Genomic DNA, 22,447 nt, shown 5'->3' with positions numbered 1-22,447 from the left:
AACGGACCCCGATGAGCACCGATCTCCATCCCCTTCCCGCCGACAGCGTCTCCACCTGGGACCACGAAGCCGACGTCGTCGTCGCCGGTTACGGCATCGCCGGTGTCTCGGCGTCCATCGAGGCCGCCCGCGCCGGTGCCGACGTGCTCGTGCTCGAACGGACCGGCGGTTGGGGCGGTGCGGCCTCGCTGTCGGGCGGCATCGTCTACCTCGGCGGCGGCACCCCGCTGCAGAAGGCCCTCGGATTCGACGACTCGCCCGAGAACATGAAGGCGTTCATGCTCGCCGCGCTCGGGCCGGGCGCCGATGAAGCGAAGATCACCGAGTACTGCGAGGGCAGCGTCGAACACTACGAGTGGCTCGTGGACAACGGTGTGGTGTTCAAGGAGAGCTTCTGGGGCGAACCCGGGTGGGAGATCCCCGGTGACGACGGCCTGATGTACTCCGGCGGTGAGAACTCCGCGCCCTTCAACGAGATCGCCACGCCCGCCCCGCGCGGGCACGTCCCGCAGATGACCGACAAGCGCACCGGAGAGAAGGGCGGCGGGTACATGCTCATGCAGCCGCTCTCGCAGGTCGCCGAAAGCCTCGGTGTACGAGCCGAATACGACGTGCGGGTGCAGCGATTGATCGTCGACGGCGACGGACGTGTCGTGGGCCTGACGGCCAAGCAGTACGGCAAGGACGTCCACATCCGGGCCCGCCGCGGCGTCGTCCTCGCGACCGGCAGTTTCGCGTACAACAAGGAGATGGTCGAGTCGTACGCGCCGCAACTCAGCGGTCGCCCGGGTGCGGCGATCGAGGAGCACGACGGCCGCGCGATCCGCATGGCGCAGGCACTCGGCGCCGATCTCGCGCACATGGACGCCACCGAGGTCGCCTTCTTCGGCGACCCGCAATTGATGGCCCGCGGCATCCTCGTCAACGGCCGCGGTCAGCGGTACGTCCCCGAGGACACCTATCCGGGCCGTATCGGTCAGCTCACGCTGCTGAAGAACGACAACCAGGCCTATCTGATCATCGACGAACAGGCGTACGAGGAGGGTTGTGCGGCAACGAGTTCGACGCCCTTCTTCCGGTTCCGTCCGAAGTGGGTCGCAGAGACCGTCGCCGAACTCGAATCCGACATGGAGCTGCCGGTGGGGACGTTGCAGGCGACCGTCGAGGTCTACAACAGGCACGCCGAGAACGGCAGCGATCCGGTGCTGGGCAAGAAGAGCGAGTGGGTCAAGCCCATCGGCAGCCCGATCGCGGCGCTCGATCTGCGCAACTGCACAGCAGGTTTCACGCTCGGCGGTCTGCGCACCTCGGTGAACTCGGAGGTGCTGCACGTGTCCGGCGATCCGATCCCCGGCCTGTTCGCTGCGGGTCGCTGCACGTCGGGTGTGTGCGCGTGGGGGTATGCGAGCGGCACGTCGCTGGGCGACGGAAGCTTCTTCGGGCGTCGCGCCGGCCTGTCGGCTGCGAAAGGCTGACAGCCGGAACGGTTCCGGTGGCCCGGCCACCGGAACCACCCATCGGGGCCACCGGAACCACCCATCGGGTCAGAACACGCGATCCAGGTCGCGAGAGACGATCCGATCGGCGCCGTACTCGGCGAGCGCCGCGATCGTCATCGACGGATTGCACGCCCCGGTCGATCCCGGAATCTTCGCGCCGTCCACCACATACAGGCCGGGCTGGTCGTGCACGCGACCGGCGTCGTCGCACACCGTCCCGAACGGCGCACCACCGAGCGGATGGAAGGTGTTGATGTCGACGGCGTTGACGTCGACGACGATCGAGGCCGGTCCCGCGATCCGCCGGATGCGGGCCTCGATGGCGCGGGTGAGTTCCCGGTCGTAGGCCTGATCCCAGTTCAGGACCGCATCGTCGCGGCCGGCGTCGTAGTGCCAGACTCCTCGGCCGTCGACGATCCCCAGACCGATCATCGTGGTCGTTCCCACATCGACGGGGAACGGCACCGGGCCGGTGACGATCATCAACGGGCCGGCGGGATCGGTGTAGTCGCGCATACCCACACAGGCGGGCCCGCCCTGATGGTCGCCGGGACTGACGAGCGGGCTCGTCACGGCGAACACCCGGTCGCCGTTGTTGCCCCATCCCGTTCCGACGCCGTCGGGAAGATCGGGGACGAGCCCCTTCGCCTTCGCCTTCACGAGGAGACGGGTCGTGCCGGCCGATCCGGCACCGAGGAACAGCGACTGTGCGAGGATCCGCTTGCGTTCGAGAACCATTCCGTCCGTGTGGATCCGGTCCACGTGCACGATCCAGGTGCCGTCCGGAGCACGCTCGATGTCGCCGACCCGGTGCAGCGGCGCGACCGTGACGTGCCCCGTGCGTTCCGCCTCGGCGAGATAGGTGACGTCGACCGAGAACTTACCGCCGTTGTTGACTCCGTAGATGACGTCGCCCGTCGTGTAGGACGGTTTCAGTTCCCCGGTCAGCTCCCGTCGCGCGAAGTCCCAGTCGATGCACATCGGCACTCTGAAGGTGTCGTAGCCCTGCGAACCTGCACGGTCCAGGAACTGGCGTGAGGACCGGTACCGATCGTGGTCGAGCAGATCGTCCGGAATGGTCGCGACCCTCAGCACCCGTGCCACCCGCCGATAGTGGTCGGAGGCCAGCAGGTCGTAGTCGATACGCGAGGACACCGAATCGGAGAATCGCTGCCCGTCGGGTTGCACGGTCATGCCGTGATAGGCCAGCGAACTCCCGCCGACCCCCGCGCCGCACATGACGTCCATACCGTTCCCCGGAACCCGTTCGATGAGCCCGGTGAACGGTTCGGTCGGGATCGGCGGAGTACCGGTCATCACCGGGGCGGGCGACAACCACGACATCCGCCGGTCCGGTTGCAGCATGTGAGGGAACGTCTCGGCGTTCGGCCCGGTGGGCCAGCGGATCCCACGTTCGAGGACGAGCGTCTGCACACCGGCCCGGCCGAGATGCAGCGCGGTGATCGCACCGCCGAATCCGCTGCCCACGACGACCGCCCGATGGCGCTCCTCGGTGACCTCGGCGCGTGCGCGTGGGATCGGGGACAACGACAACGCGGCAACGGCCGCACCGCCGACGACGGTTCCCCGCAGGAAGGTACGGCGGGACAGCGCACTATTCACGAAGGGCTCTCCTGGAGCGTGGTCAGACAACGGTGAGCGGGAGGGGGATTCCCCGATCTTCGAAGACGAAGGACGAACCCGTACTGAAGCGCGTGATGGCGACCTCGTCGCACTCCTTCGCCGGGGATTCGTCACGGAACACCTCGACGACGAGAGCCTCGTCGGTCGCAGAGACCAGGCGGGTGGTGAAGTGCGGGTCCACACCGCGCACCAGGGCGTCGAGCGGGCCGAGGTGTTCGGCGTCGATCAAGGTGGGCCAGGACCCGTCGTCGAAGGCGCCACCTCGCCGATTGATCCGGAGACCCAGCGCGTCGTCGAAACAGATCACCCGATCGACATACCGGTCCGGTGCCAGCATCGGGTGTACATCGAGCACCACCGACAGGCCGGCGAACGAGCGCGGCAATCCCAGCGCGGTACGGATGCGCTCGGACGTGATGCCGGCGATACCCGTGAGTTGCTTGCGGGTCAGCTCGATCGCAGACTGCTCGTCGGTTCGTTTGCGCACACTCATGAGGAAGCCGAGAGCGAGCAGGTGATGCTGCAGGCACACCTCCTCGGCGATGCGTACCAGGGCCGGCTTCGAGAACTCGTCGAACCGGAGGTCTGCGAGGAGGGGACCCGAATAGTCGTGTCTCCCCTCTCCATCGTGGTCGATCGGGCTCAGCTCGAGTGCCACGGCCGCGGTCCGGCCGAGCGCTTCGGTGTGCGGTTCGACAGCCGGTGGGTCGTACGAGGAGTCGATCGTGACCGTCCACGCGCAGTGCGGGTGCCGGTCGGCCGGCGCACGGGGCGGCCGATGGATCGGCCGGACCCGGGCGTGCGGATTGGTGGCGAGCGCGGTGGCGTCGAAGGTCGGGTCCTCGATGTCGTGGCACATCGCGGTCACGTAGGCGTCGCCGAGCGGCTCGACGTCCATCAGCGCCCCGCAGTGGTCGAGCCAGAACTCGCCGTGGTCGCGGTCGTGGACGCGATAACGGAAGTCCATGAACTGCGGGGGCGCCCCGATGTCGAGCTGCATGCCCTTGAAGATCGTGACGACGTCGTCGCCTTCGAACTTCAGGGCACGCTGCATGCGGCGCGTGTACCACGGTGAGGACGCCTGCCATTCCTCGATGGCCACCTCCGCCATGCCCTCCCGACCGAATGCCGAGATCAGATGCGCCATCCCCGAACGGTCGATGAGCTGACCGCACAGCAACAGTTCGGGGACGAGCACAGCGAGAGCGGTGCGGGAGAGCGCGGCGAACGATCCGCCGGTGTCCACGCCGGTCACCACAACGGAACCGGCGACTCGCCGACCCGGTACCAACCGGGGAGCCGCTTCTTCCCCGTAGACCGTTCGATCCGCTTCTGCATGCCGTCGGAGAGCGCGTTCGCCGTGATCATCTCGAGGAACAGGTGCGAGACGTTGCCGAAGTCGAAGAAGTCGCGCTGCCACGACCACTGGAAGTTGCCGCCGTACCGGAACCAGCTCCCGCCGATACCGTGCACCGCGTAGTGCTCGCCGTTCTCGCGGGTCCTGTCGGCGATCTGCTTCCAGAAGCCGATCACGTCGCCGGAGCGGTCGTCGACGACGAACTGCTGGTAGGGATACTGCCAGCCTTCGAGCCCGTCCATCTCCTGGCCCAGCGCGAGGTCGCGGATCTCCTCGCGTCCCACGGCCATGAACTCGTCCTTCGGGCCGTAGTTCCAGCCGTAGGTGGCGTCCTCGGTGTACATGTCGGCCAAAGGCTTCCAGTCGCCTTCGGCCTCGGCGCGCTTGTTGGCGTCGACCCAGCGGGTGATCATCTCGTCGAGCTCGGCACGATCGAACGTGGCCATCCTGTCTCCTGGTCCTCAGTCTTCGACGATGCGAAGGGCTTGGGTGGGGCAGTACTTCACAGCTGCTCGTACGTCGGCATGCATCTCCTCCGGCACGGGATCGAGGAGGACCTCCACCTCACCCCGTTTGGCGACGGCGAAGACGTCCGGGGCTTCCATCGAGCACATCGCGTGTCCTTGACACAGATCGAGATCTGCTTCGATCCTCATCCGAACCTCACTCCTGCGTCGCTGTGCCGGTGCCGGACGCCGCCCGGGTGCGACGTCGGTACCGCACAGCACACGGCTGTTCGAGCTGGACCACCATCTTCGAGTGGTCGTTGCGGTAGGTCTCGGGCGGCTGGGACAGTTCGAACTCGAAGTCGCGCAGCAGAACCGAGAATATCGCCTTCAGCTGCATGAGCGCGAACGCCGCTCCCACACAGCGGTGCCGACCCGCCCCGAACGGAATCCAGGTCCACCGGTTGACGATGTCCTCCTGATTGGGGTCGATGTAGCGGCCGGGATCGAAGGCATCGGGATCCGGGAAGTCCTCCGGGATCCGGTTGGAGATCGCCGGTGTCGCACCCACGAGATCGCCCTCCGAGATCCGGTATCCGGCGACCTCGAAGTCATCGCGCGCGACCCGAAGAAGCAGGATCAGCGGCGGGTGCAGGCGTAGTGTCTCCTTGAGCACCGCTTCGAGCACCGGGATCTGCCGCAGTGCATGGAAGCTCACGCTCTCACCGTCGGAGTACAGGACGTCGAGTTCTGCCGTGACCTGCTGCATGTACTCGGGGTTGCGCAGCAGTTCGATGAGCGCCCAGGCCGCCGTGCCGGAGGTGGTGTGGTGGCCGGCGAACATCATCGAGATGAAGATGCCGGTGATCTCGTCGGCACTGAACCGTTCCTTGCCGTCCTCGTCCTTGATGGAGACGAGGACGTCGAGCATGTCGCGGTCCTCCTTGCCCTGCGGCGGGTTCGCGATGCGTCCGTCCATGATCTCCTGCACGAGTGCCACGAGTCCGCGGCGGGCCTCGTCGCGTCGCCGGAAACTCTCGATCGGCGCGTAGGGATCGACGAAGGCCAGTGCGTCGGTGCCCTTCTCGAGGTCGTGGTAGAGGTGGGCGAATCGTCCGTCGAGCTGGTCGCGGAACTTCTTGCCGATCAGGCAGGCCGACGACGTGTAGATCGTCATTTCGGCGAAGAATTCGAGCAGGTCGATCTCGCCTTCGTCGCCCCAGCCGGCGACCATGTCCTGCACCTCGCGGTCGATGGTCGCCGCGTGGCCCCGCATCTGTTCGCCACGCAGCGCCGAGTTGTGCAGCATCTCCTTGCGGCGTTCGGGGCTGGCGTCGAAGACGACGCCCTCACCGAAGACCGGCTTCATGAACGGATAGGCGGCCTGCTGGTCGAGATCCTCGTCCGCGGCACGGAAGAAGAACTCGTTGGCCTCCGCACCGGAGAGTAGTACGACCTTCTTGTCGGCGAGCTGGAAGACCCCGACGTCGCCGCACTCCTCACGTACCCGGCGCATGAGCGCGATGGGATCGGTGCGCAGTTCCTCGAGGTGGCCGTGTTCGTGTTCGCCGCCGGACACACGCCGGGGCTCGACGAGTGTGGTCATGGATTGTCCTTCCGCAGGGGCGCTTCGGGTTGAACCTCGATGAGCACGATGTGGGCGCCGCGGGGGGCCGAGACGACCGAGAGCGCGGCCGCGGCGATGTCGGATGCACGAAGGAAGTAGGGGTGTCGGGCGAAACCCCATGTGCCCCAGTCCTCGAGCATCGGTTCGAGGACCTCCGCCGGCGCGGTCATGCCGGCACCGGTCTGCGTCGGCCCTGGGCGCACGACCGATGCGCGGACACCCGTACCCTCGAGTTCCATCCGCATCTCGCGGACGAGCGCTTCGAGGCCGGTCTTGGCGGCGTTGTAGGCACCCATCCAGGGCCGGGGAAGCACGGCACAGTCGGATCCGATCACGACGAAGTCGCCGCGTTTCCGGTCGATCATGCCGGGCAGCACACGATGGGCCAGACGTTGCGTGCCCATCAGGTGCACGTTCACCTGGAAGGCGAACCGGTCGGGATCCATCTCGTGCGGCAACGCGAAATCCATGTCGCCCGCTCCCGAGACGACGATCTCGGCGGGGCCGAGGGCCTCCTCGGCCGCGGCGACGAACTCGCCGACGGATTCGGTGGACGACACGTCGAGGAAGTGGGCGAAGGCCTCGCCGCCCTCGCCGCGGATCTTCTCCGCGATCGCCGCGCACTCCTCCACGCGGCGCGCCCCGAGCGCGACGGGGTGCCCGGCCTCGGCGAGCGCGTAGGCGGTGGCGGTACCGATTCCGGAGGAGGCTCCGGCGACCAGCGCGGGACGGCGTTCGGGATGGGGTTCGAATCTAGGCATGTCGTTCGGTGACCTCTACAGGAAGGGCCGCGAAGCCTCGGACATTGGTGGAATGGACACGTTCACAGCGGTCCTCGTCGATCTCGTAGTCGGCGACGCGCCGGGCGAACTGTTCCAGCGCGATGTTCGCCTCGAGGCGGGCGAGATGTGCGCCGAGACAGAAGTGCACTCCCCCACCGAAACTGGCGATCTTCTGGGAGCTGTCGCGTCCGATGCGGAAGTCGTCGGCGGTGTCGAAGACGTCGGAATCGCGGTTGGCGGATCCGATGAGCAGCAGTACCTTGTCGCCGGACCGGATGGTGGCGCCGTGCAGTTCGATGTCGGCGACGGCGGTGCGGGCGACGATCTGGCTCGAAGTGTCGTAGCGGAGGGTCTCCTCCACCCACTGCGGTGCGCGAGCGGGATCGCGGAGTACCTGCGCCACCTCGGATTTGTTGTGCGCTCCCCAGTAGAGGGCGTTGCCGAGGAGTTTCGTGGTGGTCTCGTTGCCTGCGACCACCATGAGGAACATGAAGCCGATGATCTCGTCGTCGGTGAGCCGGTCGCCGTCGATCTCGGCGGCCAGCAACGCCGACGTGAGGTCGGAGGTGTCCTTCTTCCGGCGTTCGGCGAGCATGTCGGCGTAGTAGCCGACGAGGTGCAGCGATGCCTCCATCGCGGCGACCGGCACGTCGAGCACGCCCTCCTCGCGGTGGACGACGAGGTCGGCGAGGCGGCGGATCTCACTGCGGTCGGATTCGGGTACGCCCATGAGTTCGGAGATCACGTCCATGGGCAGCTTGCCCGCGAACTCCGAGATCCAGTCGAATTCCCCTGCCTCCACCGCGGGTTCGAGATAGCGCAGGGTCAGTTCGAGGATGCGTTCCTCGAGGTCGGCGACGCGCCGCGGAGTGAATCCTTTGGAGACGAGCCGACGCATGCGCATGTGGCGCGGGTCGTCCATCGCGAGGAAGGACATCACCTTGTGGGCGTTGGGCCCGTAGGCGGACGGATCGAGCGAGACACCGTTGGCGCTCGAGAGCCGGGTGTTGTCGCGGAAGGCCGCGACGACGTCGGCGTGGCGGGACAGGGCCCAGAACCCGAGGTCGGGGTTGTGGTAGGCCGGTTCCTCTTCACGGAGGCGGCGGTAGGTGGGATACGGGTCTTCGTGGAAGGCGTAGTCGTACGGGTTGAAGATCACGGGGGCGAGCGTCGGTGGATCGGGCGAAGCGGGCCCTGCGTGCGACGCGGAGCCCGGGGATGCCTGGATCATGGATCACTCCAATAGAAGTCGGGCGGATGTCTCCAGCCTGTCGGCGAGTTTCTCGTAGGTGCCGTAGCCCATACCGGCCCGGACCAGCGCGCCGGCGTAGAGCAGTTCGAGTGCTTCGAGTTCGTCGGGATCGGAGTCGGTGCCGAGCGCTGCCGAGATCCGGTGACGGATGTCGAGTCCGATGCGCGCACGCAGGTGTTCGACATCGGGGTCGTGACCGAGCAGTGCACTGGTGACGGCGGCCGCGAGTTCGGGTTCGTCGGCCAACAGCAGCGCGATTCCCCTCAGCACCGCGACCACCCGATCGGCACGGCTCGTGCTCTCGGCGTCGGCCGTGGGAGCGTTGGCCAAGCGACGCCAGAACACCTCGGCGACGAGGTGTTCCTTGGACGAGAAGTAGGTGTAGGCGGTGGCCGGGGCGACACCGGCACGGGCGGCGACCATACGCACCGTCAACCCCGTGAATCCCTCCTCGCGGAGCACCTCGACCGCGGCCTGCGTGAGCCTCGCAACCGTGTCGGCCTGCTTCTCGGTCAGGCGGCGACGGGTCGATTCGAGATTCACGTTTCTGGACACGTGTCTGGACATTACTACGGTTGGAGGGGGTCGGCAATGCCCGCAGCGCGTTCATTCGGCGAATTCAGCGCTCTCGTGGGTGGATACGGACGGGCATGGACTTGACGCCGTTGATGAAGTTCGACCGCAACCGCCGCGGTTCGCCGGCAGGTTCGACCCGGTCGATACGGGCAACGAGGGTCTCGAACACGATCCGCAGTTCGAGCCGCGCCAGATGTGCCCCGAGACAGAAGTGCACACCCGTCCCCCCGAAGGCGACGTGCGGATTGTGCTCGCGCCCGATGTCGAAGACGTGCGCGTCGTCGAAGACCTCCTCGTCGCGGTTCGCGCTCGGGTAGTACATGATCACCTTGTCGCCCCGTTCGACGTGCTGGTCGCCGATCGACGCCGGACAGGTGGGCGTGCGGCGGAAGCCCACCACGGGGGTGACCCAGCGCAGGATCTCCTCCACGGCGTTGTCGATCAGACCGGGATCGTCCTGCAACCGGCGCCATTGCTCGGGATGGTCGACGAACGCCTGCATCCCGCCCGAGATCGCGTTGCGCGTCGTCTCGTTGCCCGCGATGACGAGCAGGACGAAGAACATGTCGAACTCCATCTCGGACAGCGTGTCGCCGTTCTCGTCGGGACACACCAGCTTCGAGACGATGTCGTCGCGCGGTTCGAAACGTCGTTGTGCAGCGATCTCGTTGGCGTACAGGAAGATCTCGGCGGCGGCGAGCTCGCCGTCCTCCTGAGTGGTGCCATATTCGGGGTCGGCCCAACCGATCATGCGGTTCGACCAGTCGTACAGCTTCCCGACGTCCTCGGCCGGTGCGCCGAGCAGCGCTGCGATCACCTCCAGTGGCAGTGGTGCCGAGATCGCCGGGACGATGTCGATCACCGTGCCGTCGCGCGCGGCCTCGATCGCCGCGTCGACGGTGCGTTCGCACGTTCGCCGGATGCGCTCCTCGAGCGTCTTCACCATGCGCGGGGTGAACCCTCGGCTCACGAGTTGCCGCAGGCGGGTGTGCTCCGGCGGGTCGAGGTTGAGCAGCATGGACGCCTGCTTGAGGCGTGTCTCCTCGTCGAAATCGTCGATCTGGGTGGTTCCGAGCGCCGAGGAGAAGGTCGCGCTGTCGCGGGAGACCGCGATGACGTCGGCGTGCCGGGTGACGGCCCAGAAGCCCGCGCCGCCCTCCTCGGGTTGGCGGTGGACCGGACAGGTGCGCCGGAGTTCGGAGAAGTAATCGTGCGGGACCCCCTGGGCGAAGACGTCGGGGTTCTTGAGATCTGTGGGTGAAGTCGTCATGAAGCCGCTCTCGTGGGATTGTACGAATGGCATTCGTTTATAAACTACTCACCTTCGTTTGGAATGGAAGCCCCTTAGACTGCTTCCATGGCAGACGACAATTCCCGACCCGCGCGTCGGCGGACACTGACCCGCGACAAGGTCGTCGCAGCAGCGCTCGGGATCGTCGACGAGCTGGGATGGGAACAGCTCACGATGAGCACTCTCTCGTCGCGATTGGGAATCGTCACGGCCTCGCTGTACAACCACGTCCGCAATCTCGACGACGTACGGGCGACCGTGCAGATCCGCGCGATGAGCGATCTCGGGGCGTATCTGCGCGAGGTCGCGATGGGCCGCAGCGGCGTCGACGGGCTTCGCGCCCTGATCGACGCCCACCACACCTGGGCCGTCGAACATCCCCGCCGCTACGAAGCACTGACCACCGCACCGGTCGACCGCGACGGTCTGCTCGCCGCCGCACTGGACGCCAACGTCGCTCTGCGCACGATGCTCGCATCCTGCGGCGTTCCGGAGGAGGAGACGCTCGAGGCCGCGGTCGGCATGTTCGCGGCCCTGCACGGTTTCGCGGTCCTCCAGAGCAGCGGCTTCCTGGGCGACGAGCTCGATCTCGACCACATCTACGAGACGGTCGTGCGCGGAGTTCTGGCCGGCGCATCCCTCGACCCCACGAAGACGCGCTAGAGTGGCACGCATCAACTGAACACGTCCGTCTTCAGATGGAGGGGTCATGCGGACGATCGACACTCTCGGCGATCTCGTCTCACCGCTCGGTGGCACGATCAACGCCGCCAACGTCATCATGCAGCTCGCCCATCCCCGCGTCGGCCAGGGCGTCGTCGACAGCACGGTCGACTCCGGCCGCGCCGATCTCCATCCGGTCAAGCGGGCCCGCACGACCGGCACCTATCTGGCGGTCGCAGTGTTCGGCACCGAGGCCGACCGCGATTTCGTCCGCGAGTCGGTACGGAAGATCCACGCCCGGGTCACGTCGTCACCCGGCGCGGAGGTCCGCTACAGCGCCAACTCCCCCGCCCTGCAGTTGTGGGTCGCCGTCTGCCTGCTCAAGTACTTCATCGACCAGCACGAGTTCCTGTATGGCCCGCTCACCGAGGAGCAGTACGCCCGGATCCTCCGCGACGGCGCGACCCTCGCGACGACACTGAACGTCCGGCCGGAGTCGTGGCCCACGACCCGCGAGGAGTACGAGGAACTGTGGAAGGCCGGCGTCGCCGACATCTCCATGAACGCGCAGGTGCGCGAGTATCTCACCGAACTCTGCAATCTCGCGTTCCTCGAGGTGCGTCTCGGGCGTCTGGGCCGGGGGATCCACCGGGTGCTCGGCAGGTCGTTCGAACTGATCACCCGCGGTGCACTGCCGCCGGAGTTCCGCGACCTCATGCACTACCCGTGGACCGCCGACGACCAGCGACGCTTCGACCGCTATCTCGTGGCGGTCCGGCGCCTGCACCGCGTCACGCCGTGGGTATGGCCGTTGCTGTGGAAGTCCTATCTGCTCGATCTGCGCACGCGGCGACGCCTCGGACTGCGCGTGTTCTGACCGGAGACCACCGGACCCTCGTCGAGACCGGTGTTGTGTGCGAGATTCGTCGAATTCCTCGCACACGACACCGGTTTCGTCCGTTTCGGACGAACCGTTGCATTCGATCGCGTCGCCGAACTATAGTCCAGACACCTGTCCAGAACCGAGGGAACGTCTGATGACACTTCGCCCTACCGACAGCTCCGCCCTTCTGATCGACGGCAAGCTCGTACCCGGCAGCGGAGGCACCTTCGCGATCACCGATCCGAGCACCGAAGAACTGCTCGGCCACGCGGCCGAGGGCACCGCCACCGACATGGACGCCGCGATCGCGGCCGCGCGTCGCGCCTTCGACGACACCGACTGGTCACGCGACCACGCCTTCCGGGCCCGCTGCCTCCGTCAGTTGCGCGACGCTCTGCGCGAGCACATCGAGGAACTGCGGGAGATCACCATCGCCGAGGTCGGCGCTCCCCGATTCCTCACGAGCGCCGCGCATCTCGAAGGCCCCATCGACGATCTGCTCTACTTCGCCGACCTCGCCGAAAGTTACGCGTGGACGCAGGATCTCGGCAACGCCTCCCCCATGGGTATCCCCACCCACCGCTATCTGCTCAAGGAAGCGGTCGGGGTCGTCGGCGCGATCACGCCGTGGAACTTCCCGCACCAGATCAACTTCGCCAAGCTCGGGCCCGCTCTCGCCGCCGGGAACACCGTGGTGCTCAAGCCCGCCCCGGACACCCCGTGGTGTGCGGCCCTGGTCGGGCGGATCGCGGCCGAGGAGACCGACATCCCGCCGGGAGTGCTGAACATCGTCACCTCGAGCGACCACAGGCTCGGCGCACAGCTGAGCGAGGATCCGCGCGTCGACCTGATCTCGTTCACCGGTTCCACCGCGACCGGCCGGGCCGTGATGCGCGCAGCCTCAGAGAACCTCAAGAAGGTCTTCCTCGAACTCGGCGGCAAGTCGGCGTTCATCGTCCTCGACGACGCCGACCTGCGCGGCGCCTGCTCGATGGCGGCCTTCACCGTGTGCACGCATGCCGGCCAGGGCTGCGCGATCACCACGCGTCTGCTCGTTCCCCGCGAACGGTACGACGAAGCGGTGGCCCTGACCGCGAAGTCCATGAGCGGCATCCGGCCCGGCGACCCGCGCGATCCCGGCACGGTGTGCGGGCCGCTCATCTCCGAGAAGCAGCGACAGCGGGTGGAGGGCTTCATCCGCCTCGCCGTCGAGGAAGGCGGCACGATCGTCGCCGGCGGCGGACGTCCCGCCGAACACGAGCGGGGATTCTTCGTCGAACCCACCCTCATCGCCGGCCTCGACAACTCCGCGCGTACAGCGCGGGAGGAGATCTTCGGCCCGGTGCTCGTGATCATCCCTCACGACGGCGACGACGACGCGATCCGCATCGCCAACGACTCCCCCTACGGCCTCTCGGGTTCGGTGTACGGCACCGATCCGGACCGCATCGCGCGGATCGTCGCAGGTGTACGGACCGGCACGCTCGGCGTCAACGGCGGCATCTGGTACGCCGCCGACGCCCCGTTCGGGGGCTACAAGCAGTCCGGGATCGGCCGCGAGATGGGTGTGGCCGGTTTCGAGGAATACCTGGAGACCAAGCTCGTCGCCGAACCCGCGAGCTGACCCGAACTTCCGAAAGGACTTTTCCGATGGCACGTTTCACCGGTCGCACCGCGATCGTCACCGGCGCCGCCCAGGGGATCGGCGAGGCGTACGCGCGTGCGCTCGCCGCCGAGGGCGCGAACGTGGTGGTCGCCGATATCGATGCCGAACTCGGCGAGCAGGTCGCCAAACAGATCGTCGCCGACGGCGGCATCGCGAGCTTCACGTCGGTCGATGTCTCCGACCCCGCCTCCGCCGAGGCACTCGCCGTGTCGACCGTCGAGACCTACGGCGGCATCGACCACGTGGTCAACAATGCCGCCATCTACGGCGGCATGAAACTCGATCTGCTGCTGACGGTTCCGTGGGACTACTACAAGAAGTTCATGAGCGTGAACCTCGACGGCGCCCTCAACGTCACCCGCGCAGTGTGGCCGCACATGACCAAGAACGGCGGGTCGATCGTCAACCAGTCGTCGACGGCGGCCTGGCTGTACTCGGGTTTCTACGGGCTCGCGAAGGTCGGGATCAACGGTCTCACACAGCAACTCGCCGTCGAGCTCGGCGGGTCGAACATCCGCATCAATGCGATCGCCCCCGGCCCCATCGACACCGAGGCGACCCGCACCACCACCCCCGCGAATATGGTCGCCGACATGGTGAAGCAGTTGCCGCTCAAGCGCATGGGCACTCCCGACGATCTCGTCGGCATGTGCCTGTTCCTGCTCTCCGACGAGGCCGCCTGGGTCACAGGGCAGATCTTCAACGTCGACGGCGGGCAGGTGATCCGCTCGTGACCGACTCCATGATCGGCCGGGTCGGTTACATCGGGCTGGGCAACATGGGGGCACCGATGGCCGAGCGGTTGCTCACCCGACCCGGAGGCCTCACCGTGCTCGACGTGGTGCCCGAGGCGATGAGCCCGTTCACCGACAAGGGCGCCGCGGCGGCGTCGAGCCCGGCGGAGCTGGCCGCCGACTGCGACCTCGTGTGCGTGACCGTCCTCGACGACGCCCAGGTCCGCGACGTCGTCACCGGTCCGAACGGACTGCTCGCGACGGCCCGGCCCGGCACGGTCGTCGCGGTGCACTCGACGATCTCCGACACCACCGCCGTCGAGCTCGCCGCGAAGTGTGCCGAGAAGGGAGTCGACTTCGTCGATGCACCGGTCAGCGGCGGCGCCGGCGGTGCGAAGAACGGCACTCTCGCCGTGATGGTCGGCGCGACCGACGACGGCTTCGCCAAGATCGAGGAACCGTTCGGCACCTTCGCGTCGCTGGTCGTGCACGCGGGTCCCGTCGGGGCGGGAACCCGGATGAAGCTCGCCCGCAACCTGCTCCACTTCATCGCGTTCACCGCGGCGACGGAGGCACAACGACTCGCCGAGACCGCGGGCATCGACATCACCGAGCTCGGCAAGGTCGTCCGGCACACCGACGCGATCACCCGCGGCGCCGGTTCGATCATGTGGCGCGACACCACATCTCCTCTCGCGGAGGACGACTCCTGGTTCCCGATCTTCTCGCGCGTGCGCGCCCTGGGTGAGAAGGATCTCGCGCTGGCACTCGATCTCGGCGATCGCCTCGGAGTCGATCTGCCGCTCGGAGCCCGGGCGCTGTCCGACCTCGGCCCCGGCCTCGGAGTCGGCACGGGAGAGATCGCACGGACCCGTTCCCGGAAGGAGCACGCATGACCGACGAGACCCGCCGCCGCGGCCTGGAGATGATGTCCAAGGTCTACGGCTGGGAGATGCAGGACGGTCCCGGTGAGCACTTCGCCGTCACCGCCGACCACCTGTTCGCGAACATCTGGACCCGGCCCGGGCTGACCATTCGTGATCGGCGACTGCTGCTGCTCGGGGCACTCACCGCGCAGGGCGCCCCGGACATCGCCGAGATCCAGATCGAAGCGGCGCTGAAGAACGAGGAACTCGACGAGCAGCAGCTCCGCGAGATCGCCCTGTTCCTGTGTCACTACGTGGGCTGGCCGCTGGGCTCGAAGCTCGACAACGCAGTGGGCAGCGTGCTGCAGCGACGGAAGGCGGCGGCCCGCTCGTGAGCATCCCCGGCGGATCCGTACCGGAGCCGGACTGTCCGGAACTCGGGTTCTACGGCCTCGCCGGGCACGCCGACGACCCGAGGGCGCTGCTCGACGAGATCGCCGTCGCCGAACGCATCGGTCTCGGCTCGGTCTTCCTGTCGGAACGGTTCGACACCAAGGACGCGGCAGCGCTGGCCGGTGCGGCCGCCGCGACGAGCCGCACGCTCGGGATCGGCACTGCAGCGACCAATCCGCACACCCGCCATCCCCTCGTCACAGCGACGATGGCGACCACACTGCACCGGTTGAGCCGCGGCCGCTACGCCCTCGGGCTCGGCCGCGGCTTCGACGTGCTGTTCGCTCTCATGGGTCTGCCTCGCGTGACGTCGGCGCGGCTCGAGGACACCGTCGATCTGCTCCGGACGCTGTGGCGCGGTGACGCAGTCGTCGACCGGCACGGCCCAGCCGGCGACTTCCCGTATCTGCGACGCACCGCCGAGGACGTCGACCGCATCCCGATCCTCATGGTCGCGCTCGGCGAGCGCACGCTCGACCTGGCGGGACGCGTGGCCGACGCCGTCGTCCTGCACACAGTCTTCACCGGACCAGCGACCCAACCAAGGCCGCTGCGCGCCCAACCCCCGATTTTCTGCTCGATGTACGTCCTTCCGGGCCATATGGCAGGTAATCGACACCACGTCGGGATCAGCGACAACAGTTCGGGTCCAGCACCATCCGCAGGGCTTCGAGGGACTCGGCGCGGGCACGGTAGAAGACGTTCATCCCGCGGCGTTCGGATACGACCATGCCGGCCTTGCGCAGCTGCCCGAGGTGGTGACTGACAGTGGATTCGGCCAAGCCGATGTCGGTGGCGAGATCGCAGGTGCACACTTCACCGCCGTCGGCGGTGAGCAGGATCGACATGAGCTTGATGCGGACCGGGTCCGCCAGGGCCTTCAGGCGTAGTGCGAGTTCGAGAGCTGCGTTGTCGCTCATGGGTGCGGCCGAGACCGGTTCGCAGCAGATCGGGGTGCTGACGTCGATCATGGGCAGGGCTTTCGGCATGGTTCGAGCTTATCCACTTACTTGACATATGTCGAAAAGGTGGCGCATCCTGTACCTGTCCAGTATTTCGACATATGCCACACAGGTGGAGGCTGACATGTCCCGCGCACAACTCGCCCTCAACGTCGACGACCTGCAAGAAGCGGTCGCCTTCTACACGAAACTGTTCGGCACCGAACCGGCCAAGCTCGAGCCCGGCTACGCGAACTTCGCGATCGCCGAACCGCCACTGAAGCTGGTCCTGCTCGAAAACCCCGGCAAGGGCGGCACCATCAACCACCTCGGCGTGGAGGTCGAATCGAGCGAGAAGGTCCACGCCGAAATCGCCCGCCTCACCGACGAAGGGCTGTTCACCGAGGAGGAGATCGGCACCACCTGCTGCTTCGCCACCCAGGACAAAGTGTGGGTTACCGGCCCGGCCGGGGAGAAGTGGGAGGTCTACACCGTCCTCGCCGATTCGGAAACCTTCGGCTCGAGCCCACAGCATCTCGACGATCCGGCCACCGCCGTGGGTGGCATGTGCTGCGGCACCGCCGCCCCGGCCGAGGACACGCAGCAGGCTTCGGCCGCACCGTCCTGCTGAACGGCTTCCCTCGAGGTCGGCCACCGGATTCGGGTGGCCGACCTCGGTGTCTTCAGCGACGGAGCCGGTCGGCAAGGTCGGTGACACGAGCGGCGATGTCGTCGCGGACCAGCCGCATCCGTTCGATGCCGACGATGCCGCGCTCGGACGGCTCGTCGGTGTCCCAGTTCTCGAACTGTGTCCCGGCCACCGGCTCGAGGTGGGCTTCGCGGCCGAGGGTGACCACGAGATCGACGTCGCGGACCAGGTCGGGGTCGACCGGTGTCGGGGTCTGGCCGGTGATGTCGACGCCGACCTCGAGGAGCACTTCGGCCGCCAGGGCATTGATGCCGGCACCGGGCTTCGTACCGGCGGAGTGCACCGTAACGGTGTCGCCGGCGGCGGCCCGCATCAGGCCGGCGGCCATCTGGGACTTTCCGCCGTTCTTCACGCAGACGAACAGCACCGAGGGTGTGCTCACGGTCGAGGTCCTTTCACGCAGATCAGGTGTCGAGGTCGAGGTCGAGGTCGAGGTCGAGGTCGGCGACGGTGGCCTTGGCGGTGCGGCCGACGCCGAGGATGGTGGCCGAACCGGGACCGGTCCAGTCGCCGTAGCCGAGCAGATGCAGGCGCGATTCCTTGAGCGAGCGGGTGCCGGCGACCGGCACCGTGCCGGTGTGATCGCGCAACCGCAACGGCCGCAGATGTGCGAGGGCGGGCCGAAATCCCGTGGCCCACAGCACGACATCGGCGGTTCGGTGGCGCTGTCCCCAGGCGATGCCGTCCCGGGTGAGCCGATCGAACATCGGCAGCGCGGTCATGACGCCACGCTCACGGGCGGCAAGCACCTCCGGGACCATCACGATGTCCCCCAGGGCGGCGATGCCGCCGGGATCGGTCCGTCCGGCAGCCAGGGCCACTGCACGGCGGGAGGCGAGCTCGAACAAGGCCCGGCCATCGACGCCATCCGGCAGGAACCGCGGGGGCCGGTTGGTGACCCAGATGGTTCTCGCGGTGGTGGAGATCTCGGCGACGAGTTGAGCCGCGGAGTTGCCACCCCCGACCACTACGACGTCCGAGCCGGTAAACTCGGCCGCGCTACGGTAGTCGACGGTGTGCAACTGCCGCCCGGTGAACACATTCATGCCCGGATAGCTCGGCAGAAACGGTCGCTGCCAGGTACCGGTGGCGCTGATCACCCGCCGCGCCCGCCACTGCCCGCGGTCGGTGTCGACCAGCAGATCAGGGCCGTCGCGGCGTACCGCCTGCACCCGCACCGGCCGCTCGATCGGCAGGCCGTAGCGGGTTTCGTAGGCGGTGAGATAGTCGACGACATGCCGTGCAGGCGGGAATCCGTCCGGCCAGCGGGGCATCGGCCACCCGGGCAGGGACGCGAATTCCGCCGGGGAGAACAGATGCAGCGAGGACCACATGTGCGGCCACGCCCCACCCGGCCGTTCCTGGTCGTCGAGGATCACGAAGCGGTGCCCGGCCCGCCGCAGGTAGTAGCCGGCAGCCAGACCCGCCTGCCCACCGCCGACCACCACGACATCGACGTTCGTCGTCATCGAAGAGCCTCCTGTCAGCGCGGGGAAGACGGGGCGGTCAACTCGGCGATGAGGGCTTCGACCTTGGCCTCGATCTCGTCCCGGATCGAGCGCACCGCTTCGAGGCCCTGCCCGGCCGGGTCGTCGAGCACCCAGTCGCGGTAGGACTTGCCGGGGAACACCGGGCAGGTGTCCCCGCAGCCCATCGTGATCACCACATCCGATGCCTGCACCGCCTCGGTGGTGAGGATCTTCGGATTCTCGGTGGAGATGTCGATGCCGACCTCGGCCATCGCCGCGACCGCGGCCGGATTGACCTGCTCGGCCGGGGCGCTTCCGGCGGAGCGCACTTCGATCCGGTCCCCGGCCAGGGCGGTGAGGAACCCGGCAGCCATCTGGGAGCGGCCGGCGTTGTGGACACAGACGAACAACACACTCGGTGCGCTCACGGATCAGCCCTCTCTCGATGTGGGTACCTGTGGCGACTCGCGGCGGGCGAAACGGTTGCGCAGGGCAAGCGAAACATAGACCAGCGCAACAAGAACCGGGACCTCGATGAGCGGTCCGACCACCCCGGCCAGAGCCTGACCCGAGGTCACCCCGAAGGTGCCGATCGCCACCGCGATGGCCAGCTCGAAGTTGTTGCCGGCCGCGGTGAACGCGAGGGTGGTGGTGCGTTCGTAGCCGAGGCCGATCGCGGCGCCGAACAGGTATCCGCCGCCCCACATGATCGCGAAGTACGCCAGCAGCGGCAGCGCGATCCGCACGACGTCCAGCGGTCGGGAGGTGATCTGCTCGCCCTGCAACGCGAACAGGATCACGATGGTGAACAGCAACCCGTAGAGTGCCCACGGCCCGATCTTCGGCAGGAAGGTGTCCTCGTACCAGGTGCGGCCCTTGGCTTTCTCACCGAAGTGCCGGGTGAGGAACCCTGCGACCAGGGGAATGCCGAGGAAGATCAGCACCGACTTGGCGATCTGCCACGGCGACACATCCAGGGCGGCCTGTTCGAGACCCAGCCAGCCGGGAAGCACCGACAGGTAGAACCAGCCGAGCACGGCGAACATGATCACCTGGAAGACCGAGTTGATCGCCACCAGCACCGCCGCGGCTTCCCGGTCACCGCACGCGAGGTCGTTCCATATGATCACCATCGCGATGCAGCGAGCCAGACCCACAATGATCAGGCCGGTGCGATATTCGGGCAGATCCGGCAGCATCAGCCAGGCGAGCGCGAACATCAGTGCCGGGCCGAGGACCCAGTTGAGGATCAGCGACGAGATCAACAGCTTGCGGTCGCCGGTGACGGTGTCGAGACGGTCGTAGCGCACCTTCGCCAGCACTGGATACATCATGATCAGCAGACCGAGGGCGATCGGCAGGGAGATGCCGTCGATCTCGATGAAACTCAACGCTTCACCCAGGCCGGGAATCATCCGGCCGAGCAACAGGCCGACGACGATGGCGGCGCCGATCCACACGGCCAGGAACCGGTCGAGGGTCGACATCTTCCCGACGACCGCCTGGTGCTCGGTGTTCGTCGCGGTCATCGCGTCGCCTCCGCGGCATCGTCGACCACGGTGCAGTCCGAGCCGGGCACGACTCCCCGTTCCGGGGACAGGACGGCCGACAGCTGGGCCAAGGCAGAGGGGATCACCCGGTAGTACACCCAGGTGCCACGGCGTTCGCAGTCGAGCAGGCCGGCCTCGCGCAGCACCTTGAGGTGATGCGAGATGGTCGGCTGGGACAGGTCGAAGGCCGGGCTGATGTCGCAGACACAGCTTTCGCCGCCCTCATGGCTGGCGATCAGGCTGAGCAGCCGTAGGCGTACCGGGTCTCCGATCGCCTTGAACATCCGGGCCAGGTCTGCGGCCCAGTCCTCCGTCAGAGGTTCCCGTACCAGTGGTGCGCAGCAGAGGTCACCACTATCAGTTTGAATCGATACCCATCAATATTGACACTGATCGAATCAGCCGACAAATCGTCTTGCCACATCCGGTCAGGGCAGAACCTCCTCCCACAGAACCTGACGGTTCACATTCCTAGGATCACCGCCCATGACAACCAGTACCCAGTTCACGCCTTCTCGTGAACGGCTCCTCGAGCTCATCGACGAACTGTGGAACGGATGGAATCGGTTCTTGAACCGAGACCCCAATCGTTGTGCCGACCGCGGGATACCGAACATCCACTGACCACAGCCGTGGTCATGGCCTATGAAACAGCGATCACCGCGCATTGGCTCGCCGAGGTGGGAGATTCGCGGTGATCTCCGTCAGTCCCCCGTACAACGAGTCCGGTGGCGGCGGCACGGCGTGTCCCGTCGTAGCCCGGTCGACAGATCGCATCTGGTCGGTCCTCGCGACCGTCGACGAGTCGACGCCCGAGGATCTTTCGTTCGCGGAAGCTGACCGGACGGCTCGCGACCTACCTGCAGGGCTGTGGTGACGTGCTCGTGCGTGCGAACAGCTGGGATCCTCAGGTACTGCACCGTTTCAGGGACGACGCGCAGGTCCGTGCTCATTCCGGACCGATCGACGCGGCGCCCACCGAAACGGCGCCAAGCCCACCGAGCTCGCCCCGGTCGCCGCCGCGTGGCGGACGACCCGCGACCCCGAGCGTTTCGCACCTCTACCCGCAAACCCCGGCCGGAGCGCACGATGACCGATCTGTAGTTGTCGGTGGACGACCTGACTCCCGAACGACTCTCGGCCGTGCTCGGTGGCACGGTACGCACGTGCAGGTCGAGCGGATCGGAACGGGCCGGATCGCCACGAGGACCGAGCGCGGCGACCGCATGTTCGCGGTGATGGTCGAGCGGTCGTGCGCCGCGATCCGCGATCTCGACAGTCTCACCGTCGTGTCCGAGAGCATCGGACGCCGCGATCGGTCGGTAGGGTGACTCGGGATACACCGCATCACGCGAGAAGAACGGAGATCCATCCGATGTCCCGCACCACCCTGCCCCGCGAGGCGATCGAACTCGCCGAGGCGACACCGGGTTTCATGCCCCAGGACGAGGGAACCGCACTGCACGAGGCTGCGGTGCAGTATCTCGGTGACGGCGTCGGCGTCGAGATCGGCACCTACTGCGGCCGCTCGACCGTGTATCTCGGAGCTGCGGCCAAGACGACCGGCGGCACCATCGTCACCGTCGACCACCACCGCGGTTCGGAAGAGCATCAGCCCGGCTGGGAGTACCACGATCCGTCGCTGGTCGACCCGCACACCGGCCGCCTCGACACGGTCGGCGCGCTGCGGCACACCCTCGCCGACGGCGACCTCGAATCGCACGTCGTCGCGGTGGTCGGCAATTCTCCTGTGGTGGCGTCGTTCTGGCGCACCCCCGCATCGTTCGTGTTCATCGACGGTGGACACAGCAGCGAGGCGGCCCGGGCGGACTACGACGGCTGGGCGAGATGGGTGCGCATCGGCGGCGCCCTGATCATCCACGACGTCTTCCCCGACCCGAAGGACGGCGGCCGGCCTCCGTACGAGATCTACTGTCTCGCACTGGAGAGCGGCGAGTTCGTCGAGAAGTCGGTGACGTCCTCGCTGCGCGTCCTCGAACGCACCGCCGGCACGGTCGGATCCCTGCCCGGCAGTTGAA

25 protein-coding genes and 1 pseudogene are annotated in these 22,447 nt (G+C 67.2%); 11 read left to right on the top strand and 15 right to left on the bottom strand.

What is annotated here, in order from left to right:
• Positions 1-11: 11 nt before the first annotated feature.
• Complete coding sequence (locus C6Y44_RS04490) at positions 12-1,475, top strand: FAD-dependent oxidoreductase (protein WP_159416650.1); 1,464 nt, start codon at positions 12-14, stop codon at positions 1,473-1,475.
• A 69-nt stretch (positions 1,476-1,544) separates the two neighbouring features.
• Here C6Y44_RS04490 and C6Y44_RS04485 read toward each other — a convergent pair whose 3' ends face one another.
• From C6Y44_RS04485 to C6Y44_RS04445, 9 genes are all read right to left on the bottom strand, one after another.
• Entirely contained in the window at positions 1,545-3,122 is a 1,578-nt protein-coding gene (locus C6Y44_RS04485; protein WP_159416651.1) for a GMC oxidoreductase, read from the bottom strand.
• Between the two features lie 22 nt (positions 3,123-3,144).
• Positions 3,145-4,401, bottom strand: a complete 1,257-nt coding sequence (locus C6Y44_RS04480; protein ID WP_159416652.1) for a hypothetical protein — start codon at positions 4,399-4,401, stop codon at positions 3,145-3,147.
• Complete coding sequence (locus C6Y44_RS04475) at positions 4,395-4,946, bottom strand: Cif family virulence factor (RefSeq protein WP_120281492.1); 552 nt, start codon at positions 4,944-4,946, stop codon at positions 4,395-4,397. Before C6Y44_RS04475 ends, C6Y44_RS04480 begins: the two co-directional genes overlap by 7 nt.
• 15 nt (positions 4,947-4,961) lie before the next feature.
• The gene (locus C6Y44_RS04470) at positions 4,962-5,156 is read right to left on the bottom strand and encodes a ferredoxin (RefSeq protein WP_120281491.1); all 195 of its coding nucleotides are present in this window, start codon (positions 5,154-5,156) and stop codon (positions 4,962-4,964) included.
• Between the two features lie 7 nt (positions 5,157-5,163).
• Positions 5,164-6,552: a cytochrome P450 gene (locus C6Y44_RS04465; protein ID WP_159416653.1), complete on the bottom strand. Its 1,389-nt coding sequence runs from the start codon at positions 6,550-6,552 to the stop codon at positions 5,164-5,166.
• On the bottom strand, positions 6,549-7,334 hold the full coding sequence (locus C6Y44_RS04460; RefSeq protein ID WP_159416654.1) for an SDR family oxidoreductase: 786 nt from the start codon (positions 7,332-7,334) through the stop codon (positions 6,549-6,551). Before C6Y44_RS04460 ends, C6Y44_RS04465 begins: the two co-directional genes overlap by 4 nt.
• Positions 7,327-8,514, bottom strand: coding sequence for a cytochrome P450 (locus C6Y44_RS04455; protein WP_159419035.1), 1,188 nt, complete (start codon positions 8,512-8,514; stop codon positions 7,327-7,329). The genes C6Y44_RS04460 and C6Y44_RS04455 overlap by 8 nt, the downstream gene beginning before the upstream one ends.
• 75 nt (positions 8,515-8,589) lie before the next feature.
• On the bottom strand, positions 8,590-9,150 hold the full coding sequence (locus tag C6Y44_RS04450; protein WP_159419036.1) for a TetR/AcrR family transcriptional regulator: 561 nt from the start codon (positions 9,148-9,150) through the stop codon (positions 8,590-8,592).
• Positions 9,151-9,226: 76 nt separating this feature from the next.
• Positions 9,227-10,453, bottom strand: a complete 1,227-nt coding sequence (locus tag C6Y44_RS04445; protein ID WP_159416655.1) for a cytochrome P450 — start codon at positions 10,451-10,453, stop codon at positions 9,227-9,229.
• Positions 10,454-10,540: 87 nt separating this feature from the next.
• On the opposite strand from C6Y44_RS04445, the gene C6Y44_RS04440 reads away from it, so the two are divergent.
• From C6Y44_RS04440 to C6Y44_RS04410, 7 genes and pseudogenes are all read left to right on the top strand, one after another.
• Entirely contained in the window at positions 10,541-11,137 is a 597-nt protein-coding gene (locus C6Y44_RS04440) for a TetR/AcrR family transcriptional regulator (protein WP_159416656.1), read from the top strand.
• Between the two features lie 46 nt (positions 11,138-11,183).
• Positions 11,184-12,014, top strand: coding sequence for an oxygenase MpaB family protein (locus C6Y44_RS04435; protein ID WP_159416657.1), 831 nt, complete (start codon positions 11,184-11,186; stop codon positions 12,012-12,014).
• 160 nt (positions 12,015-12,174) lie between these two features.
• Positions 12,175-13,644, top strand: a complete 1,470-nt coding sequence (locus tag C6Y44_RS04430) for an aldehyde dehydrogenase (protein WP_192378701.1) — start codon at positions 12,175-12,177, stop codon at positions 13,642-13,644.
• Between the two features lie 26 nt (positions 13,645-13,670).
• On the top strand, positions 13,671-14,420 hold the full coding sequence (locus C6Y44_RS04425; RefSeq protein ID WP_006551764.1) for an SDR family oxidoreductase: 750 nt from the start codon (positions 13,671-13,673) through the stop codon (positions 14,418-14,420).
• Positions 14,417-15,316, top strand: coding sequence for an NAD(P)-dependent oxidoreductase (locus C6Y44_RS04420; protein ID WP_159416659.1), 900 nt, complete (start codon positions 14,417-14,419; stop codon positions 15,314-15,316). Before C6Y44_RS04425 ends, C6Y44_RS04420 begins: the two co-directional genes overlap by 4 nt.
• Positions 15,313-15,681 carry a carboxymuconolactone decarboxylase family protein gene (locus tag C6Y44_RS04415; protein ID WP_006551766.1) on the top strand — a complete coding sequence of 123 codons (369 nt, stop codon included), beginning with the start codon at positions 15,313-15,315 and terminating at the stop codon, positions 15,679-15,681. The genes C6Y44_RS04420 and C6Y44_RS04415 overlap by 4 nt, the downstream gene beginning before the upstream one ends.
• Positions 15,591-16,196: pseudogene (locus C6Y44_RS04410) on the top strand (LLM class flavin-dependent oxidoreductase); the annotation flags it as partial. The gene C6Y44_RS04415 and the pseudogene C6Y44_RS04410, both read left to right, overlap by 91 nt.
• 172 nt (positions 16,197-16,368) lie before the next feature.
• Here C6Y44_RS04410 and C6Y44_RS04405 read toward each other — a convergent pair.
• The gene (locus C6Y44_RS04405; protein ID WP_159416660.1) at positions 16,369-16,728 is read right to left on the bottom strand and encodes an Rv2640c family ArsR-like transcriptional regulator; all 360 of its coding nucleotides are present in this window, start codon (positions 16,726-16,728) and stop codon (positions 16,369-16,371) included.
• Positions 16,729-16,825: 97 nt separating this feature from the next.
• On the opposite strand from C6Y44_RS04405, the gene C6Y44_RS04400 reads away from it, so the two are divergent.
• Positions 16,826-17,311, top strand: coding sequence for an ArsI/CadI family heavy metal resistance metalloenzyme (locus tag C6Y44_RS04400; protein ID WP_159416661.1), 486 nt, complete (start codon positions 16,826-16,828; stop codon positions 17,309-17,311).
• Between the two features lie 52 nt (positions 17,312-17,363).
• On the opposite strand, the gene C6Y44_RS04395 is transcribed toward C6Y44_RS04400, so the two are convergent.
• From C6Y44_RS04395 to C6Y44_RS04375, 5 genes are read right to left on the bottom strand one after another with little or no spacing between them, the layout of a single operon-like run.
• Positions 17,364-17,771 (bottom strand): arsenate-mycothiol transferase ArsC, encoded by a 408-nt coding sequence (locus C6Y44_RS04395; RefSeq protein WP_138998886.1) that lies wholly within the window; start codon positions 17,769-17,771, stop codon positions 17,364-17,366.
• A 22-nt stretch (positions 17,772-17,793) separates the two neighbouring features.
• Positions 17,794-18,858 carry an ArsO family NAD(P)H-dependent flavin-containing monooxygenase gene (locus C6Y44_RS04390; RefSeq protein ID WP_159416662.1) on the bottom strand — a complete coding sequence of 355 codons (1,065 nt, stop codon included), beginning with the start codon at positions 18,856-18,858 and terminating at the stop codon, positions 17,794-17,796.
• 14 nt (positions 18,859-18,872) lie between these two features.
• Entirely contained in the window at positions 18,873-19,286 is a 414-nt protein-coding gene (locus C6Y44_RS04385) for an arsenate reductase ArsC (RefSeq protein WP_159416663.1), read from the bottom strand.
• Between the two features lie 3 nt (positions 19,287-19,289).
• The gene (arsB, locus tag C6Y44_RS04380; RefSeq protein WP_159416664.1) at positions 19,290-20,387 is read right to left on the bottom strand and encodes an ACR3 family arsenite efflux transporter; all 1,098 of its coding nucleotides are present in this window, start codon (positions 20,385-20,387) and stop codon (positions 19,290-19,292) included.
• The gene (locus tag C6Y44_RS04375) at positions 20,384-20,776 is read right to left on the bottom strand and encodes an ArsR/SmtB family transcription factor (RefSeq protein ID WP_192378868.1); all 393 of its coding nucleotides are present in this window, start codon (positions 20,774-20,776) and stop codon (positions 20,384-20,386) included. Before C6Y44_RS04375 ends, arsB begins: the two co-directional genes overlap by 4 nt.
• A 798-nt stretch (positions 20,777-21,574) precedes the next feature.
• Here C6Y44_RS04375 and C6Y44_RS04370 point away from each other — a divergent pair.
• Together C6Y44_RS04370 and C6Y44_RS04365 are read left to right on the top strand one after the other, a co-directional pair.
• A complete protein-coding gene (locus C6Y44_RS04370; RefSeq protein WP_159416666.1) occupies positions 21,575-21,739 on the top strand; it encodes a hypothetical protein in 165 nt (54 codons plus the stop codon).
• Between the two features lie 44 nt (positions 21,740-21,783).
• Positions 21,784-22,446: a class I SAM-dependent methyltransferase gene (locus C6Y44_RS04365; RefSeq protein ID WP_159416667.1), complete on the top strand. Its 663-nt coding sequence runs from the start codon at positions 21,784-21,786 to the stop codon at positions 22,444-22,446.
• Position 22,447: the final 1 nt, after the last annotated feature.

The sequence above is a fragment of the Rhodococcus rhodochrous genome (genome assembly GCF_014854695.1).
Taxonomy (GTDB): Bacteria; Actinomycetota; Actinomycetes; order Mycobacteriales; family Mycobacteriaceae; genus Rhodococcus.
Note: the sequence above shows the minus strand (reverse complement) of the source record. Positions and strands in the feature narration are given on the sequence as shown.